The 14,652-nt window shown below is 61.4% G+C and carries 17 protein-coding genes; 13 read left to right on the forward strand and 4 right to left on the reverse strand.

Annotated elements, in window-relative coordinates:
* Nucleotides 1–49: 49 nt before the first annotated feature.
* The 8 genes from livH to FIV35_RS05495 all read left to right on the forward strand — a co-directional run bounded on the left by livH (nucleotide 50) and on the right by FIV35_RS05495 (nucleotide 6,318).
* Entirely contained in the window at nucleotides 50–973 is a 924-nt protein-coding gene (livH, locus tag FIV35_RS05460; RefSeq protein ID WP_034096299.1) for a high-affinity branched-chain amino acid ABC transporter permease LivH, read from the forward strand.
* Entirely contained in the window at nucleotides 970–2,223 is a 1,254-nt protein-coding gene (locus tag FIV35_RS05465) for a high-affinity branched-chain amino acid ABC transporter permease LivM (protein WP_034137279.1), read from the forward strand. Before livH ends, FIV35_RS05465 begins: the two co-directional genes overlap by 4 nt.
* Nucleotides 2,220–2,987 (forward strand): high-affinity branched-chain amino acid ABC transporter ATP-binding protein LivG, encoded by a 768-nt coding sequence (gene livG / locus FIV35_RS05470; RefSeq protein ID WP_034096297.1) that lies wholly within the window; start codon nucleotides 2,220–2,222, stop codon nucleotides 2,985–2,987. Before FIV35_RS05465 ends, livG begins: the two co-directional genes overlap by 4 nt.
* A gap of 1 nt (nucleotide 2,988) precedes the next feature.
* Nucleotides 2,989–3,690, forward strand: coding sequence for an ABC transporter ATP-binding protein (locus tag FIV35_RS05475; RefSeq protein WP_034137278.1), 702 nt, complete (start codon nucleotides 2,989–2,991; stop codon nucleotides 3,688–3,690).
* 177 nt (nucleotides 3,691–3,867) lie between these two features.
* Nucleotides 3,868–4,161, forward strand: coding sequence for a BufA1 family periplasmic bufferin-type metallophore (locus FIV35_RS05480; RefSeq protein WP_034137277.1), 294 nt, complete (start codon nucleotides 3,868–3,870; stop codon nucleotides 4,159–4,161).
* Between the two features lie 26 nt (nucleotides 4,162–4,187).
* Nucleotides 4,188–5,063, forward strand: coding sequence for an MNIO family bufferin maturase (bufB, locus tag FIV35_RS05485; protein ID WP_034137276.1), 876 nt, complete (start codon nucleotides 4,188–4,190; stop codon nucleotides 5,061–5,063).
* Nucleotides 5,060–5,836, forward strand: a complete 777-nt coding sequence (locus FIV35_RS05490) for an HvfC/BufC N-terminal domain-containing protein (protein ID WP_034137275.1) — start codon at nucleotides 5,060–5,062, stop codon at nucleotides 5,834–5,836. Before bufB ends, FIV35_RS05490 begins: the two co-directional genes overlap by 4 nt.
* Nucleotides 5,833–6,318, forward strand: a complete 486-nt coding sequence (locus tag FIV35_RS05495) for a DoxX family protein (protein WP_034137274.1) — start codon at nucleotides 5,833–5,835, stop codon at nucleotides 6,316–6,318. The genes FIV35_RS05490 and FIV35_RS05495 overlap by 4 nt, the downstream gene beginning before the upstream one ends.
* Here the strand turns inward: FIV35_RS05495 and FIV35_RS05500 are convergent.
* A complete protein-coding gene (locus FIV35_RS05500; protein ID WP_034137273.1) occupies nucleotides 6,315–7,223 on the reverse strand; it encodes a LysR family transcriptional regulator in 909 nt (302 codons plus the stop codon). The two genes, FIV35_RS05495 and FIV35_RS05500, sit on opposite strands and share 4 nt — an antisense overlap.
* Nucleotides 7,224–7,327: 104 nt before the next feature.
* On the opposite strand from FIV35_RS05500, the gene FIV35_RS05505 reads away from it, so the two are divergent.
* From FIV35_RS05505 to FIV35_RS05515, 3 genes are all read left to right on the forward strand, one after another.
* A complete protein-coding gene (locus FIV35_RS05505; protein WP_034112210.1) occupies nucleotides 7,328–7,927 on the forward strand; it encodes a short chain dehydrogenase in 600 nt (199 codons plus the stop codon).
* A 95-nt stretch (nucleotides 7,928–8,022) separates the two neighbouring features.
* Entirely contained in the window at nucleotides 8,023–8,694 is a 672-nt protein-coding gene (locus FIV35_RS05510; RefSeq protein ID WP_034137272.1) for a COG3650 family protein, read from the forward strand.
* Nucleotides 8,695–8,800: 106 nt separating this feature from the next.
* Complete coding sequence (locus FIV35_RS05515; RefSeq protein WP_034096288.1) at nucleotides 8,801–10,417, forward strand: NAD(P)/FAD-dependent oxidoreductase; 1,617 nt, start codon at nucleotides 8,801–8,803, stop codon at nucleotides 10,415–10,417.
* Nucleotides 10,418–10,497: 80 nt separating this feature from the next.
* Here FIV35_RS05515 and FIV35_RS05520 read toward each other — a convergent pair whose 3' ends face one another.
* Entirely contained in the window at nucleotides 10,498–11,592 is a 1,095-nt protein-coding gene (locus FIV35_RS05520; protein ID WP_034137271.1) for a PLP-dependent cysteine synthase family protein, read from the reverse strand.
* 218 nt (nucleotides 11,593–11,810) lie between these two features.
* Here FIV35_RS05520 and nhaA point away from each other — a divergent pair, with 218 nt between their 5' ends.
* A complete protein-coding gene (gene nhaA / locus FIV35_RS05525) occupies nucleotides 11,811–12,986 on the forward strand; it encodes a Na+/H+ antiporter NhaA (RefSeq protein WP_034096286.1) in 1,176 nt (391 codons plus the stop codon).
* Nucleotides 12,987–13,062: 76 nt separating this feature from the next.
* Here the strand turns inward: nhaA and FIV35_RS05530 are convergent, their stop codons facing one another.
* The gene (locus FIV35_RS05530) at nucleotides 13,063–13,527 is read right to left on the reverse strand and encodes an outer membrane lipoprotein (RefSeq protein WP_003189251.1); all 465 of its coding nucleotides are present in this window, start codon (nucleotides 13,525–13,527) and stop codon (nucleotides 13,063–13,065) included.
* Between the two features lie 157 nt (nucleotides 13,528–13,684).
* On the opposite strand from FIV35_RS05530, the gene FIV35_RS05535 reads away from it, so the two are divergent.
* Nucleotides 13,685–13,945, forward strand: coding sequence for a hypothetical protein (locus FIV35_RS05535; RefSeq protein ID WP_034137270.1), 261 nt, complete (start codon nucleotides 13,685–13,687; stop codon nucleotides 13,943–13,945).
* A gap of 36 nt (nucleotides 13,946–13,981) precedes the next feature.
* Here FIV35_RS05535 and pdxH read toward each other — a convergent pair whose 3' ends face one another.
* Nucleotides 13,982–14,629 carry a pyridoxamine 5'-phosphate oxidase gene (pdxH, locus tag FIV35_RS05540; protein WP_034112207.1) on the reverse strand — a complete coding sequence of 216 codons (648 nt, stop codon included), beginning with the start codon at nucleotides 14,627–14,629 and terminating at the stop codon, nucleotides 13,982–13,984.
* Nucleotides 14,630–14,652 lie beyond the last annotated feature (23 nt).

Here is a 14,652-nt window from a genome sequence, read left to right on the forward strand (position 1 = left end):
AACATGACTCCACCAGTGAAATGCGTATCGGGTTTTTAGGAGCGCTGTAATGCCTGAGATCTATCATTTTTTCCAACAGCTGGTTAATGGCCTGACCATTGGCAGCACCTATGCCTTGATAGCCATTGGCTACACAATGGTTTACGGCATCATTGGAATGATCAACTTCGCCCATGGCGAGGTTTACATGATTGGTTCCTATGTGGCCTTCATCGCCCTTGCCGGGCTGGCCATGATGGGTATCCACTCGCTGCCGCTGTTGATGACCGCTGCCTTTATTGCATCGATCGTCGTAACCAGTGCCTATGGCTACAGTATCGAACGCGTCGCGTACCGCCCCTTGCGCGGCAGCAACCGTTTGATCCCGCTGATTTCCGCCATCGGCATGTCGATTTTCCTGCAGAACACTGTATTGCTGTCCCAGGACTCCAAGGATAAATCCATCCCCAACCTGATCCCGGGGAGCATCTCCTTCGGCCCGGGCGGCGCGGAAGAAGTCCTGATTTCCTACATGCAGATTCTGGTCTTCGTGGTCACGCTGGTGGCCATGCTGGGCTTGACCGTGTTTATCTCTCGCTCCCGTCTGGGGCGCGCCTGCCGGGCCTGCGCCGAAGACATCAAGATGGCCAACCTGTTGGGCATCAATACCAACAACATCATCGCCCTGACCTTCGTGATCGGTGCCGCGCTGGCTGCCGTCGCGGCGGTGCTGCTGAGCATGCAGTACGGCGTGATCAACCCCAACGCCGGATTCCTGGTGGGCCTCAAGGCCTTCACTGCGGCGGTATTGGGCGGCATCGGCAGTATCCCGGGCGCGATGCTCGGCGGGTTGGTGCTGGGTGTGGCCGAAGCGTTTGGCGCCGATATCTTCGGCGACCAGTACAAGGACGTCGTGGCGTTCGGCCTGTTGGTCCTGGTGTTGTTGTTCCGTCCGACCGGCATCCTGGGCCGTCCGGAGGTTGAGAAAGTATGAGCAGATATCTTAAATCGGCGTTTTTCAGCGCCCTGTTGGTATGGGCCGTGGCATTCCCGGTCCTCGGCCTCAAGCTGAGCATTGTCGGCATCAACCTGGAAGTGCATGGCACCGGTCCCGTGACCTTGACCATCATTGCCCTGTGCTCGGTGCTGATGTTCCTGCGCGTGCTGTTCACCCAGCAGGTCGGCGCATTGTTCAAAGGCAACCGTGGCCCACTGGTATCGCCCAAGGTCAGCCAATTCCTGACCTTGCCGCGTACCCAGCGCTACATCATCGTCGGCCTGATCGTGGCCGCATTGATCTGGCCATTCTTCGGCTCGCGCGGCGCGGTGGACATCGCCACCCTGATCCTGATCTACGTGTTGCTGGGCCTGGGCCTGAACATCGTGGTGGGCCTGGCTGGCCTGCTCGACCTGGGTTATGTGGGCTTCTACGCGGTGGGTGCCTACACCTATGCGCTGCTGTCGCACTATCTGGGCTGGAGCTTCTGGATCTGCCTGCCGTTGGCGGGCATGGCGGCGGCGACGTTCGGCTTCCTGCTGGGCTTCCCGGTGCTGCGCCTGCGCGGTGACTACTTGGCCATCGTGACCCTGGGCTTCGGTGAAATCATCCGCTTGTTCCTGCGTAACCTCACCGACATCACCGGCGGCCCCAACGGCATCAGCAGCATCCCCAAGCCGACGTTCTTCGGGCTGTCGTTCGACCGTAACGCCGCCGAAGGCCTGCAGACGTTCCACGAATACTTCGGGATCGCCTACAACCCGGTGAGCAAAGTGGTGTTCCTCTACCTGGTCGCCCTGCTGCTGGCTCTGGCCGCGCTGTTCGTGATCAACCGCCTGTTGCGCATGCCGATCGGTCGTGCCTGGGAAGCGCTGCGCGAAGATGAAATCGCCTGCCGTGCCCTCGGCCTGAACCCGACCATCATCAAGCTCTCCGCGTTTACCCTGGGTGCTGCGTTCGCCGGTTTCGCCGGCAGCTTCTTCGCCGCGCGCCAAGGCTTGGTGACGCCGGAGTCGTTCACCTTTATCGAGTCGGCGATTATTCTCGCCATCGTGGTACTGGGTGGCATGGGCTCGCAGTTGGGCGTGATCCTGGCGGCGATCGTGATGATCCTGCTGCCGGAAATGATGCGTGAGTTCAGCGAATACCGCATGTTGATGTTCGGCGCCCTGATGGTGCTGATGATGATCTGGCGACCTCAAGGCCTGCTGCCCATGCAACGTCCACACATGGAGCTGCGCAAATGAGCCGCGAGATCCTGAAAGTCGAAAACTTGAGCATGCGCTTCGGCGGCTTGCTGGCGGTCAACGGCGTAGCCCTGACCGTAAAAGAGAAACAGGTCGTGGCCTTGATCGGCCCCAACGGCGCCGGCAAGACCACGGTGTTCAACTGCCTTACCGGTTTCTACAAACCGAGCGGCGGCAGCATCCTGCTGGACGGCCAACCGATCCAGGGCCTGGCCGGCCACGAGATCGCCCGCAAAGGCGTGGTGCGCACGTTCCAGAACGTGCGGCTGTTCAAGGACATGACCGCCGTCGAGAACCTGTTGATTGCCCAGCACCGTCACCTGAACACCAACTTCTTTGCCGGCCTGTTCAAGACCCCGGGGTTCCGCAAAAGCGAACGCGAGGCCATGGAATACGCCGCGTACTGGCTGGACAAGGTCAACCTCACCGAGTTTGCCAACCGTCCCGCCGGCACACTGGCCTACGGTCAGCAACGTCGCCTGGAAATCGCCCGCTGCATGATGACCCGCCCGCGGATTCTCATGCTCGACGAACCGGCCGCCGGCCTGAACCCCAAGGAAACCGAAGACCTCAAGGCGCTGATCAGCGTGCTGCGCGAGGAAAACAACGTGACGGTGCTGCTGATCGAGCACGACATGAAACTGGTCATGAGCATTTCCGACCATATCGTGGTGATCAACCAGGGTACGCCGCTGGCCGACGGGACCCCGGAGCAGATCCGCGACAATCCCGAAGTGATCAAAGCCTATTTGGGGGAAGCGTAAAATGCTGCAATTCGAAAACGTTTCCACTTTCTACGGCAAGATCCAGGCCCTGCACGGCGTCAATGTGGAAGTACGCCAGGGCGAGATCGTCACCCTGATAGGCGCCAACGGTGCCGGCAAATCTACCCTGTTGATGACCTTGTGCGGTTCGCCACAGGCCTACAGCGGCAGCATCCGCTACATGGGTGAGGAACTGGTGGGCCAGCCGTCGTCGCAGATCATGCGCAAGAGCATTGCCGTGGTGCCGGAAGGCCGCCGGGTGTTTTCGCGCCTGACCGTGGAAGAAAACCTGGCCATGGGCGGGTTCTTCACCGACAAGGGCGACTACCAAGAGCAGATGGACAAGGTGCTGCACCTGTTCCCCCGGCTCAAGGAGCGCTTCAGCCAGCGCGGCGGCACCATGTCCGGCGGCGAGCAACAAATGCTCGCCATCGGTCGGGCGCTGATGAGCAAGCCCAAGTTGCTGCTGTTGGACGAACCGTCCCTGGGCCTGGCACCGATTATCATCCAGCAGATCTTCGACATCATCGAACAACTGCGCAAGGACGGTGTGACCGTGTTCCTGGTGGAACAGAACGCCAACCAGGCACTGAAAATCGCCGACCGTGCCTATGTGCTGGAAAACGGCCGGGTGGTGATGGAGGGCTCGGGCGAGCAGTTGTTGACCGATCCGAAAGTGCGCGAGGCGTACCTGGGCGGTTAACACCCGGTTGCTACATGAACCGAGCTATCAATGTGGGAGGGGGCAACCCCTCCCACTTTTTTTTTGCATTATTTGAAGTTAATTCTCCCGCCCCTGTAACGAACTGCGTCCTCCCGCCTCTAGTGGTGCAAGCAGGCATTCAAGCCCGCTCCTCAACCCACTGCTGGAGATAATTCAATGACCACCAAACTGTCCGCCACCGCGCTGATCCTCGCCCTTGGCTCGTCCCTGAGCCTGTCCGCAATGACCACCACCGCCCACGCCGCCGACGACGTGAAATGCTATGGCATCGCGGAAGCCGGCAAGAACGATTGCGCCGCAGGCCCCGGCACTTCCTGCGCCGGCACTTCGAAAACCAAGGATCAGGCCAATGCCTGGAAACTGGTACCTGCCGGCACCTGTACCCAAACCCCTAGCACCAGCTCGCCGACCGGTTTCGGCCAGGAGGCCGCATTCGACGCCAAGTCCTGAAACCCGGCCGCGCCTGAGTACTGACGATGACACCTATATTCGCGCACACGTCCTCACCGGCTCAGGCGCCCGGCCTGCCTGACCGAGCCGGGCTGGGGCTGAAACACGAGCACTTCATCGAAGTGCTCGAAACCTCCCCCGACCTCGGTTTTTTTGAAGTACACGCCGAGAACTACATGATGGCCGGCGGCCCGTTTCATCATTATTTGGGGCTGATCCGCGACCAGTACCCGCTGTCCTTGCACGGCGTGGGCCTGTCCATCGGCGGCGAAGGTTCGCTCAATCGCGAGCACCTGGCGCGCTTGGCCGCACTGATCGAGCGCTATCAACCTCAAGCCTTTTCCGAACACCTGGCTTGGTCCAGTCATGGCTCGGTGTTTCTCAATGACCTGCTGCCACTGGCTTACGACAGCGCCACCCTGCACCGCGTCTGTGAACATATTGACCAGGTACAAAGCACACTCAAGCGGCCCATGCTGCTGGAAAACCCATCGACTTATCTGCAATTGGAGCGTTCCACCCTGGCTGAAACCGACTTCATCACCGAGGTCATCCGTCGCACCGGTTGTGGGCTGCTGTTGGACGTCAACAATGTCTACGTCTCATGCATCAACCACCAACGTGATCCGTCTGCCTACATCGATGCACTGCCATTACAGGCCGTGGGCGAGATTCATCTGGCCGGGTTTGCCGAAGACAGCGACAGCCTCGGCGATCGCCTGCTGATCGACGATCACGGCGCGCCCGTCGATAACGCCGTGTGGCAGTTGTATGAACAGGTGCTGGCGCGCATCGGCCCGATACCGACACTGATCGAACGCGATAATCAGGTGCCCGCATTGTCGGTGCTGCTGGCTGAAGCCCAGCATGCCGATTGGCTGTTAACGCAGGTGCGCCCATGAGCCATCAAGCCACCTTCGCCAAGGCCTTGCTGGCGCCCGGCCAAATCTGTCCAGACGGCCTGTTCAGTGGCAACGGCGCCGACCCGGCCAGCCGTTTCGCGGTGCATCGCAACACAGTGCACAACGGGTTGATCAACGCGCTGGCAGTGGCGTACCCGGTGACGCAGCTCCTGGTGGGCGAAGCGTTCTTTCGAGCCATGGCCGGTCTTTACGTGCAGGCGTGCCCGCCCACCAGCCCGCTGATCAGCGAATACGGCAGCACATTCGCCGACTTTATCCAGGGCTTCGAACCGGCGGCGAGCGTGCCTTACCTGGCGGATATCGCACGCTTGGAACGCCTGCGGGTCCGCGCGTACCACGCCGCCGATGACCGCCCGCTGGAGCCGCACACCGTACTTGCTGCCCTGCAGGCCCGCGCCGACCTCGGCACGGTGCGCCTACGGCTGCACCCCAGCGTCGCCACCATGGCGTCGGCGTATGCCGTGGTCGCGGTGTGGGCGGCGCATCAGACCGAAGGCGGCCTGGCCGCCCTTGATCCCGGGCATGCCCAAAGCGCACTGGTCCTGCGCCAGGGCCTGGAAGTCAAAGTGTTCGCCATCGACGCAGGTTCAGTGACCTTTATCCAACGCCTTGCCCAGGGCGAAGCCTTGCAGACCGCCGTAGAACGGGCCCTGGAGGCCAGCAATGACTTCGACCTGCACCAATGCCTGACGCTGTTAATCAGCCATCACGCCATCACTCATTTACACCTGGACTCAAAGGTATCGCCATGAACACCAGCACACAGTGCCTGATCAAACGGGCCATCCAGCTTTTTGAACAAATCCCTTACAGCCTGATCGCCTTCCTCGCGCGTTTTTCCATCGCCGCCGTGTTCTGGAAATCCGGGCAGACCAAGGTCCAGGGTTTTGCCATTGACCTGATCAACGGCACCTTCGAGCTGGGAGAGCCGCGCCTGGCGGCTTCGACGCTGCCGCTGTTTCGCAGCGAATACAAGGTGCCATTGCTGTCGCCGGAAGTGGCCGCGCACCTGGCCGCCTTCGCCGAGCATTTTTTCCCACTGCTGATACTGCTGGGATTGGCCACGCGGTTCTCCGCACTGGCCCTGATCGGCATGACCCTGGTGATTCAACTGTTCGTCTACCCGGACGCTTATCCAACCCACGGCACCTGGCTCACCGTACTTTTGCTGCTGGTTGCCAAGGGGCCGGGGCGTCTGTCCATCGATCACCTGATCGCACGGCGCTACCGTTAAAGCCGGTCCAGAGCCTCGCCGCTGCGCTTGAACCACTCCACCAGGTAATCGGCCAGCACCTGGGTGCGGCGCGGCAGGCCGCCCTGGTAAGGGTGAACCAGATACATCGGCTGACTTCGCGTTTGATAATCGCGCAACAGCCAGCGTAAACGTCCGTCAGCCAGCTCTGCCGGCAGCACGTAGGACGGCAGACGGGCGATCCCCGCCCCCACCAGCGCGGCTTTTTTCAGCAGGTTGTAGTGATTGGAGGCGAAGGTGCCGCTGACCCGTACCCGCAGCAATTCGTGTTGCTGGTGGTACAGCCACTCTTCGCGGCCGCTGTAGTGGCTGTTGAGCAGGCAACGGTGCGTGGCCAAGTCCGCCGGAGTTCGCGGTTCGCCGTGCCGTTCCAGGTAGGCCGGGCTGGCGCAGGTCATTTCGTGCCAGGCCAGCAACGGTTTGGCGACAAGGCGCTCATCTTCAATCGCCCCCGAGCGCACCCCCAGATCGAAACCGTCCCGGGCCAGGTCCCGGTAGCGGTTGTTCAGCTCCAGCTCGATCTGGACCTGCGGATAGCGCTCAGTGAACTCCAGCAGCACGCCATCGAAAAAGGTTTCCCCCAGGGAAACCGGCACCGTCATGCGCACCGGCCCCGCCAGGTCGTCCTTGAGTCGCGCCAGGGCCTGACGCGCCCGCTCCACCTGCACCACCAAGGCCTGGGCCTGAGGTAGCAACGCCGCGCCGGCGGCCGTCAGGCTGAGCCGGCGGGTGGTGCGGTGCAGCAACACCACGCTGAACTGCGCTTCGAGCTGGCTGATGCGCTTGGACAGTTGCCCCTTGCTGCAACCCAGTTGTTCGGCTGCCAACGTAAAACTGCCCGCTTCGATCAACACGGCGAAGGCCGCCAGGTCATCCATTTCGCTCATGGATTGTTTCCATTTGAAAACCAAAAGTTGCCTATTAGCGCGTTTATCCCATGCAAAAGCCAGCCTAGACTGGCCCTTCAATCAGCCCTTTAAGGAATAGCAACATGAAAATCCTATTGATTGGCGCCAACGGCACCGTCGGTTCAGCCGTCAAGGCGGAGCTGGCTCAGCGTCACGAGGTGATCAGCATCGGTCGCAACAGCGGCGATTTCCAGGTGGACATCAGCGACAGCGCTTCCATCCGCAAGCTGTTCGAACAGACCGGCAACTTCGACGCCCTGATCTGCGCCGCCGGCAGCGTGAACTTCGTGGCGCTGGGCGAGATGCAGGACAGCGACTTCGAACTGGGCCTGCGTGACAAGCTCATGGGCCAGGTCAATCTGCTGCTGATCGGCCGCGAGTACGCCAACGATGGCGCCTCCTTTACGTTCACCAGCGGCATTCTCAACCGCGACCCGATTCGTACCGGCGCTTCGGCGGCCTTGGTCAACGGCGCAATCGATGGGTTTGTCAAAGCCGCCGCGATCGAATTGCCGCGCGGTCTGCGCGTCAACTCCGTGAGCCCGACGGTGCTGGTGGAAGCCATGGGCAGCTATGCGCCGTACTTCCGTGGCTACAAGCCGGTCACCGGTGCCGACGTGGCATTGGCCTACGCAAAAAGTGTCGAAGGCTTGCAGACCGGCCAGACCTTTATCGTGGGTTGACTGTAGTGTCTGTCAGAACTGCCTGAAGCTGGCGAGTGGGCTTGTGATGCAACGCCAGCCTGCGTAACGTGACGGCACTTGCCTGGAGACCCTTTATGCGTGCCGCCCGTACCTTTGCCCTGTTCGCCTTGCTTCCTTTGTTCGCCGCTTGCCAGATGTTTGAAAGCGAGCCAGCCAAACCCTCCCTTGCCGGGTTGACCCGCATGCAGGGCGAACTCACGGCCGATGGCGGCAAACTGCTGTTCCAGCCGTGCAACGACAAGCGCAACTACGTGGTCAAGGACACCGGCGGTACCAGTATCCTGCAGGAAGCGGCAGCGCTGGCCGGGCAGCAAGGGGCGTTGTTTGCCGACTTGCGTGGCAAGTTTACCGGCGTGGCGTCCGGCGCCCAGGGCGAAGTGGAGCTGCAGCAGCTGTATCGCGTGGAACGTTCCACCGACGCCTGCAACGACCCGGACTTCAAACGCATGATCCTGCGCGCCAACGGCCACAAGCCGGCCTGGGCCCTGAACGTGGCGGCCAAGGGCATGGTGCTCGAACGCGAAGGCCAACCACCGCTGGCGGTGCCCTATGTGGAAGAACAGTTGGGCGACGGCCGTTTCAACCTGATGACCGAAGCCAATAACGAACACATCGAACTGTGGGTGGCCCCGCAACGCTGCGTGGACAGCGTCAGCGGTAGCCTGCAGCACATGAGCGCCGAATTGCGGATCAACGGTAAAGTCCAGCGTGGCTGCGCGGCTTTCGGCGGTTCACGGGACGATTGATCGGCGCCCGCGCTGTTTTAGCATGACGGGATACCCAGGTTGGGGCTTATAATCGCCGGTTTGCAAAACCGCCGGCCATACCAGACGCCGCACACCGGATCCCGTCATGTTACGAATCACCGAACTCAAGCTGCCCATCGACCATCCCGAAGAAGACCTGCGGCCTGCCATCGTGCAGCGCCTGGGCATCGCCAGTGATGACCTGCTCGATTTCACCCTCTTCAAACGCAGCTACGATGCGCGCAAGAAATCGTCGGAACTGTGCTTTATTTACACCATCGACCTGACCGTCAAAGGTGACGAAACCGCGCTACTGCGCAAGTTTGCCGATGACCGCAACGTCAACCCGGCGCCGGACGTCAGCTACAAAGTGGTCGGCCATGCCCCAGCCGATCTGGTGGAGCGGCCAGTGGTGGTCGGGTTCGGCCCATGCGGCATCTTTGCCGGGCTATTGCTGGCGCAGATGGGCTTCAAACCGATCATCCTCGAACGCGGCAAGGAAGTGCGCCAACGCACCAAGGACACCTGGGGCCTATGGCGCAAAAGCGTGCTCAACCCCGAGTCCAACGTGCAGTTCGGTGAAGGCGGCGCCGGGACGTTTTCCGACGGCAAGCTGTACAGCCAGATCAAAGACCCGCAGTTCCACGGCCGCAAAGTGCTGCACGAGTTCGTCAAGGCCGGTGCGCCGGAAGAGATCCTCTACGTCAGCAAGCCCCATATCGGCACCTTCCGCCTGACCGGCGTGGTGGAAAATATGCGTCAGCAGATCATCGCCCTCGGCGGTGAAGTGCGCTTCGAGCAACGGGTGACCGACGTGCTGATCGAAGACGGCCAACTGAACGGCGTGGTGCTCGATGGCGGCGAGCAGATTTTGTCCAAGCATGTGATCCTCGCCCTCGGCCACAGCGCCCGCGATACGTTCCGCATGCTGCACAGCCGTGGTGTGTACATGGAAGCCAAGCCGTTTTCGGTGGGCTTTCGTATCGAACACCCGCAGTCGTTGATCGACGCCGCACGCCTGGGTAAGTACGCCGGTCACCCGAAACTCGGCGCCGCCGACTACAAATTGGTGCACCACGCCAAGAACGGCCGTTCGGTCTACAGCTTCTGCATGTGCCCGGGCGGTACGGTGGTCGCCGCTACGTCCGAGCCGCACCGCGTGGTGACCAACGGCATGAGCCAGTACTCGCGTAACGAACGCAATGCCAACTCCGGCATCGTGGTCGGCATCACGCCGGAAGTGGACTACCCCGGCGGCCCGCTGGCCGGTATCGAGCTGCAGGAGCGCCTGGAATCCCACGCTTATGTTCTCGGTGGCAGCAACTACGAGGCACCGGCGCAACTGGTCGGCGACTTCATTGCGGGCAAGCCGTCCACCGCCCTGGGCAGCGTGGAACCGTCCTACAAACCGGGGGTGTCCCTGGGCGATCTGGCCTTGGCACTGCCGGACTTCGCCATCGAAGCGATTCGGGAAGCGTTGCCGGCGTTCGAGAAGCAGATCAAGGGGTACTCGCTGCACGATGCCGTGTTGACCGGTATCGAGACCCGCACCTCATCGCCGCTGCGGATTACTCGTAACGAATCGATGCAGAGCCTGAACGTCAAAGGTCTGTTTCCGGCTGGCGAAGGTGCGGGTTATGCCGGCGGGATTCTGTCGGCGGGCGTGGACGGGATCCGGATTGCCGAGGCATTGGCGCGGGATATGTTGGCCAGACGGGGATGAAGCGGCAAGCGGCAAGCGGCAAGCAACAAGCGGTAAGCGGTAAGCGGTAAGTGCGTCTGCTCTGACTTGCCGCTGCTCTCTTAAATATTCGCCCGCAGTACGCTGGCGGGCAGCGGTTCGCCGCGCTCCACACTGGCGGCAACGGCCGATATCAAGGCGTCCAGTGCATAGCCCTGCCCCGCCAGCCACGCCTGATCGTAATACGTGGTGGCGTAGCGCTCGCCCCCATCGCACAAAATCGCCACGATCGAGCCAGACTCCCCCGCCGCTTTCATCTGCTGCGCGGCCATCAGCGCGCCAATCAGATTGGTCCCACTGGAACCCCCTACCCGTCGCCCCAGGCGCTCGGCCAAGTAATGCATCGCGGCCAAGGACAGCGCATCCGGCACTTTGACCATCGCGTCGATGACTTTCGGTAGAAACGACGCTTCCACTCGTGGCCGGCCGATGCCTTCGATGCGCGAACCGCAATCCAGGCGCAGGCTGGCGTCGCCGCTCTGATAGAAGTCGAAGAACACCGAGCGTTCGGCATCGGCGCATAACACGCGGGTGCAATGCTGGCGATAGCGCACATAACGCCCCAGGGTGGCGGTGGTGCCGCCGGTGCCGGGGCTGGAAATCAGCCAGCTCGGCTCGGGGTGCTGCTCGAAGCGCATCTGCTGGAAGATCGACTCGGCAATGTTGTTGTTCGCGCGCCAGTCGGTGGCACGCTCGGCATAGGTGAACTGGTCCATGAAGTGACCGCCGCTTTCCTGCGCCAGGCGTTCGGACTCGGCGTAAATCTGGGTCGGATCCTGCACCAAATGGCTCTTGCCACCGTAGAACGCGATCTGCGCGATTTTTTCCTGGGAGGTGGTGGCGGGCATGACCGCAATGAACGGCAAGCCGAGCAGCCGCGCAAAGTACGCCTCCGAAATCGCCGTGGAGCCGCTGGACGCTTCGATCACCGGCGCGCCCGGTTTGAGCCAGCCGTTACACAACGCATACAGAAACAACGAGCGCGCCAAGCGATGCTTCAGGCTGCCGGTGGGGTGGCTGGACTCATCCTTGAAGTACAACTCGATCCCCGGCAAGCCCGGTAACGGCAGGGGAATCAGGTGGGTGTCGGCGCTGCGCTGGAAATCCGCTTCAATGATGCGAATGGCTTCGCGGGCCCAGGGGCGTTGGTCACTCATCGGGGGTGATCTCTCAAGGATTTTGAACGCAATCTTAGGATGTTTCCTACACTCCACACAGATACAGTGAGGACGCAATCAGACACACAATTGCTAGTGTTTGGCGCGATGCCTTTGTCGACCGCTGTTTATAACAAATAAGAATATAACTTTTGTTTTAACAACTATCGGTACGGGTTAGGGTAGCCACCTATTGAACTTGGATTGGAGAGCATCCCTTGGCTCTGCGTAGCACGTTTACCCGTTTCTTTCAGCTCGAAGCCGCCAGTGGCCTGCTGCTGATCGCCGCTGCGGCGTTGGCGCTGATCGTCAACAACTCGCCGTTGTCGCACCTTTACGCCGCGTTTCTCGACGTGCCCGTGGTGGCGCAGGTCGGTGCCTTGCAAATCGCCAAGCCGGCCCTGCTGTGGATCAACGACGGCCTGATGGCCCTGTTCTTCCTGCTGATCGGCCTTGAGGTCAAGCGCGAGCTGCTCGACGGCCACCTGTCCAAGCCCTCCCAAGTGGTGCTGCCGGGCGCCGCGGCGATTGGCGGCATGGTGGTGCCGGCGCTGATTTACTGGGCCATTAACAAGGACTACCCCGCGGCACTTTCTGGCTGGGCGATCCCGATGGCCACCGACATTGCCTTCGCCCTCGGCGTACTGGCCCTGCTCGGCAAGCGTGTACCGGTGTCGTTGAAACTGTTTTTGATGACCTTGGCCATCATTGATGACCTGGGTGCGATCATTGTGATCGCCGTGTTCTATTCCACCGACCTGTCCGGTGCCGCCCTGGCCGGTGCGGGCGCATGCCTGTTGGCGTTGATTGCGATGAACCGTCTGGGGGTGATCAAGCTCGCGCCTTACCTGATCGTCGGGCTGATCCTATGGGTATGCGTACTCAAGAGCGGCGTGCACGCCACGCTGGCCGGTGTGACCCTGGCATTCTGCATTCCGATGCGCACCAAGAACGCCGAGCCTTCGCCGCTGCTGACCCTGGAACACGCCCTGCACCCGTGGGTGGCCTACGGCATTCTGCCGCTATTCGCCTTTGCCAACGCTGGCGTCTCCCTCACAGGTGTCAGCCTGGAAAGCTTTACCCACCATGTGCCGATGGGCATCGCCACCGGGCTGTTGATCGGTAAGACCGTCGGCGTGTTCGGCTTGACCTGGCTGGCCATCAAAACCGGCCTGGCCGCGCTGCCGGAAGGGGCCAACTGGGGCCAGGTATTCGGTGTGGCGATCCTGTGCGGTATCGGCTTCACCATGAGCCTGTTCGTCGGCTCCCTGGCGTTCGTACCAGGGGCCAGCGAGTTTGCCGGTGAAGACCGCATGGGCATTCTGACCGGGTCGATCCTGGCGGCCTGCATCGGCTATGCCGTGACCGCGATGGCGAGCCGCAAGAAAGCCTGATTACCCAAGTACACGGCGCACAAAAAACCCCAACCGGTGACCCGGTTGGGGTTTTTCTTTACCGCCTGATTAACCCTTAGCGGGTAACGCGGCTGGTACCGTCAACAGTCATGATGCGCACACGGTCGCCGATGCGGAAGATTTCATTTTCCTGCACGGCCTGGACGTAGGCGCGCATGCTGCCATCGTCTTCGCGCACGGTGATTTCGACACCTTGGGTACGGGTCAGACCTTCTTCGGTGGCCGAACCCAACAGGCCGCCGGCCACAGCACCGATCACCGCCGTGACGATACTGCCGCGACCGCCGCCGATGGCGCTGCCACCCACGCCGCCGATGACCGCGCCAGCAGCGCCGCCGATAGGGGTTTTGGTGCCTTCGATTTTCACCGGACGCAGGGATTCGATGGTACCCATGCGAACGGTCTGTACACGACGCGCTTCATCACGGGAGTACGAGTCGCCGGTCAGACTCGAGGCGCAGCCACCCAACAGCAGAGACAAGGTGGTAAAGCAGGCAACCAGTAAAACAGACTTACGCATAGCATCAACTCCAAAGGACAGGTATTCATTAAACGCTGCCGCTTGACGCCTGTCACGGCAAGCCCGGCAAAAAACTGCTTTCATTCAGCCTGAGTACAGACAGCCTGCACCAGACAACTCGACGAACGGTAGCACTGCCCTCCGTCTCAGGACATCCATGGACTATTTCATCATTCTAGTCACAACCCTTGCCGGTCTGTATTTCCACGCCTGGCTCTACGTGCGAATCAGGCGCTGGACTGACCGCGACCTGGCACTGTCGATGGCCGGTGACGATCCGCACAAACGCAGTTTTATGCTGCAGCAGCTGGAAAGCGCCCGCCAGTTGAAGATCAAACGCCGCGATTTGGCTGACTGGTTGAAGAACGCCGCCCAGCGCTACACGCCCGAAGCCTCTTTAACAGAGACTGCGGGGTGAAGGGCATCATTCAGCGTAAGTGACGAAAGGTGAAGCTCAGGGCGCCAGGCGCTCGCGGATCCACTGAGTATCTTGCAGGCGGTAGTTCAGACGGTCATGCAGGCGGCTGGCGCGGCCTTGCCAGAACTCGATGCGCTCGGGCAACAGGCGATAGCCGCCCCAGTGCTCGGGGCAATCGGGCTGGGTATCGCTGAAGCGCTGCTCGGTGACCTTGAGCAGTTCTTGCAGTTCTTCACGGTCACGGATCACCCGGCTCTGGGGCGAGGCCCAGGCACCCAAGCGGCTGCCCAGAGGGCGGACCTGGAAGTACGCGTCCGACTCTTGCGGCGTGACCTTGACCACCCGCCCTTCGATACGCACTTGGCGCTCCAGGCTCGGCCAGAAAAACGTCATGGCCGCGAACGGCCGCGCCGCGAGCTGCTGACCTTTGGCGCTTTCGTAGTTGGTAAAGAAGGTAAAGCCCTGGGTATCCAAGCCCTTGAGCAACAGGATACGGCAGTGCGGCCGCCCGTCCTGATCGACCGTGGCCAGGGTCATGGCATTGGCCTCCACCGGCGGCTGCTCGGTCTTCACCGCATCGGCAAACCACTGGTGAAACAGCGCAAACGGCTCGCTCGGGGCCTGGGCCTCGCTCAAACCGTCCCGTGTGTAGTCACGACGCATATCGGCCAGTGCCTGGGTCATGCGGCTTTATCCTTCTGGTTCAG

The organism is Pseudomonas rhodesiae, assembly GCF_007858255.1.
Lineage (GTDB): Bacteria > Pseudomonadota > Gammaproteobacteria > Pseudomonadales > Pseudomonadaceae > Aquipseudomonas > Aquipseudomonas rhodesiae.

What these genes read in the sequence shown, in the direction of transcription:
- livH (WP_034096299.1), top strand. Translation starts at nt 50, where the DNA reads ATGCCTGAGATCTATCATTTTTTCCAACAGCTGGTTAATGGCCTGACC.
- FIV35_RS05465 (WP_034137279.1), top strand. Translation starts at nt 970, where the DNA reads ATGAGCAGATATCTTAAATCGGCGTTTTTCAGCGCCCTGTTGGTATGG.
- livG (WP_034096297.1), top strand. Translation starts at nt 2,220, where the DNA reads ATGAGCCGCGAGATCCTGAAAGTCGAAAACTTGAGCATGCGCTTCGGC.
- FIV35_RS05475 (WP_034137278.1), top strand. Translation starts at nt 2,989, where the DNA reads ATGCTGCAATTCGAAAACGTTTCCACTTTCTACGGCAAGATCCAGGCC.
- FIV35_RS05480 (WP_034137277.1), top strand. Translation starts at nt 3,868, where the DNA reads ATGACCACCAAACTGTCCGCCACCGCGCTGATCCTCGCCCTTGGCTCG.
- bufB (WP_034137276.1), top strand. Translation starts at nt 4,188, where the DNA reads ATGACACCTATATTCGCGCACACGTCCTCACCGGCTCAGGCGCCCGGC.
- FIV35_RS05490 (WP_034137275.1), top strand. Translation starts at nt 5,060, where the DNA reads ATGAGCCATCAAGCCACCTTCGCCAAGGCCTTGCTGGCGCCCGGCCAA.
- FIV35_RS05495 (WP_034137274.1), top strand. Translation starts at nt 5,833, where the DNA reads ATGAACACCAGCACACAGTGCCTGATCAAACGGGCCATCCAGCTTTTT.
- FIV35_RS05500 (WP_034137273.1), bottom strand. Translation starts at nt 7,223, where the DNA reads ATGAGCGAAATGGATGACCTGGCGGCCTTCGCCGTGTTGATCGAAGCG.
- FIV35_RS05505 (WP_034112210.1), top strand. Translation starts at nt 7,328, where the DNA reads ATGAAAATCCTATTGATTGGCGCCAACGGCACCGTCGGTTCAGCCGTC.
- FIV35_RS05510 (WP_034137272.1), top strand. Translation starts at nt 8,023, where the DNA reads ATGCGTGCCGCCCGTACCTTTGCCCTGTTCGCCTTGCTTCCTTTGTTC.
- FIV35_RS05515 (WP_034096288.1), top strand. Translation starts at nt 8,801, where the DNA reads ATGTTACGAATCACCGAACTCAAGCTGCCCATCGACCATCCCGAAGAA.
- FIV35_RS05520 (WP_034137271.1), bottom strand. Translation starts at nt 11,592, where the DNA reads ATGAGTGACCAACGCCCCTGGGCCCGCGAAGCCATTCGCATCATTGAA.
- FIV35_RS05530 (WP_003189251.1), bottom strand. Translation starts at nt 13,527, where the DNA reads ATGCGTAAGTCTGTTTTACTGGTTGCCTGCTTTACCACCTTGTCTCTG.
- FIV35_RS05535 (WP_034137270.1), top strand. Translation starts at nt 13,685, where the DNA reads ATGGACTATTTCATCATTCTAGTCACAACCCTTGCCGGTCTGTATTTC.
- pdxH (WP_034112207.1), bottom strand. Translation starts at nt 14,629, where the DNA reads ATGACCCAGGCACTGGCCGATATGCGTCGTGACTACACACGGGACGGT.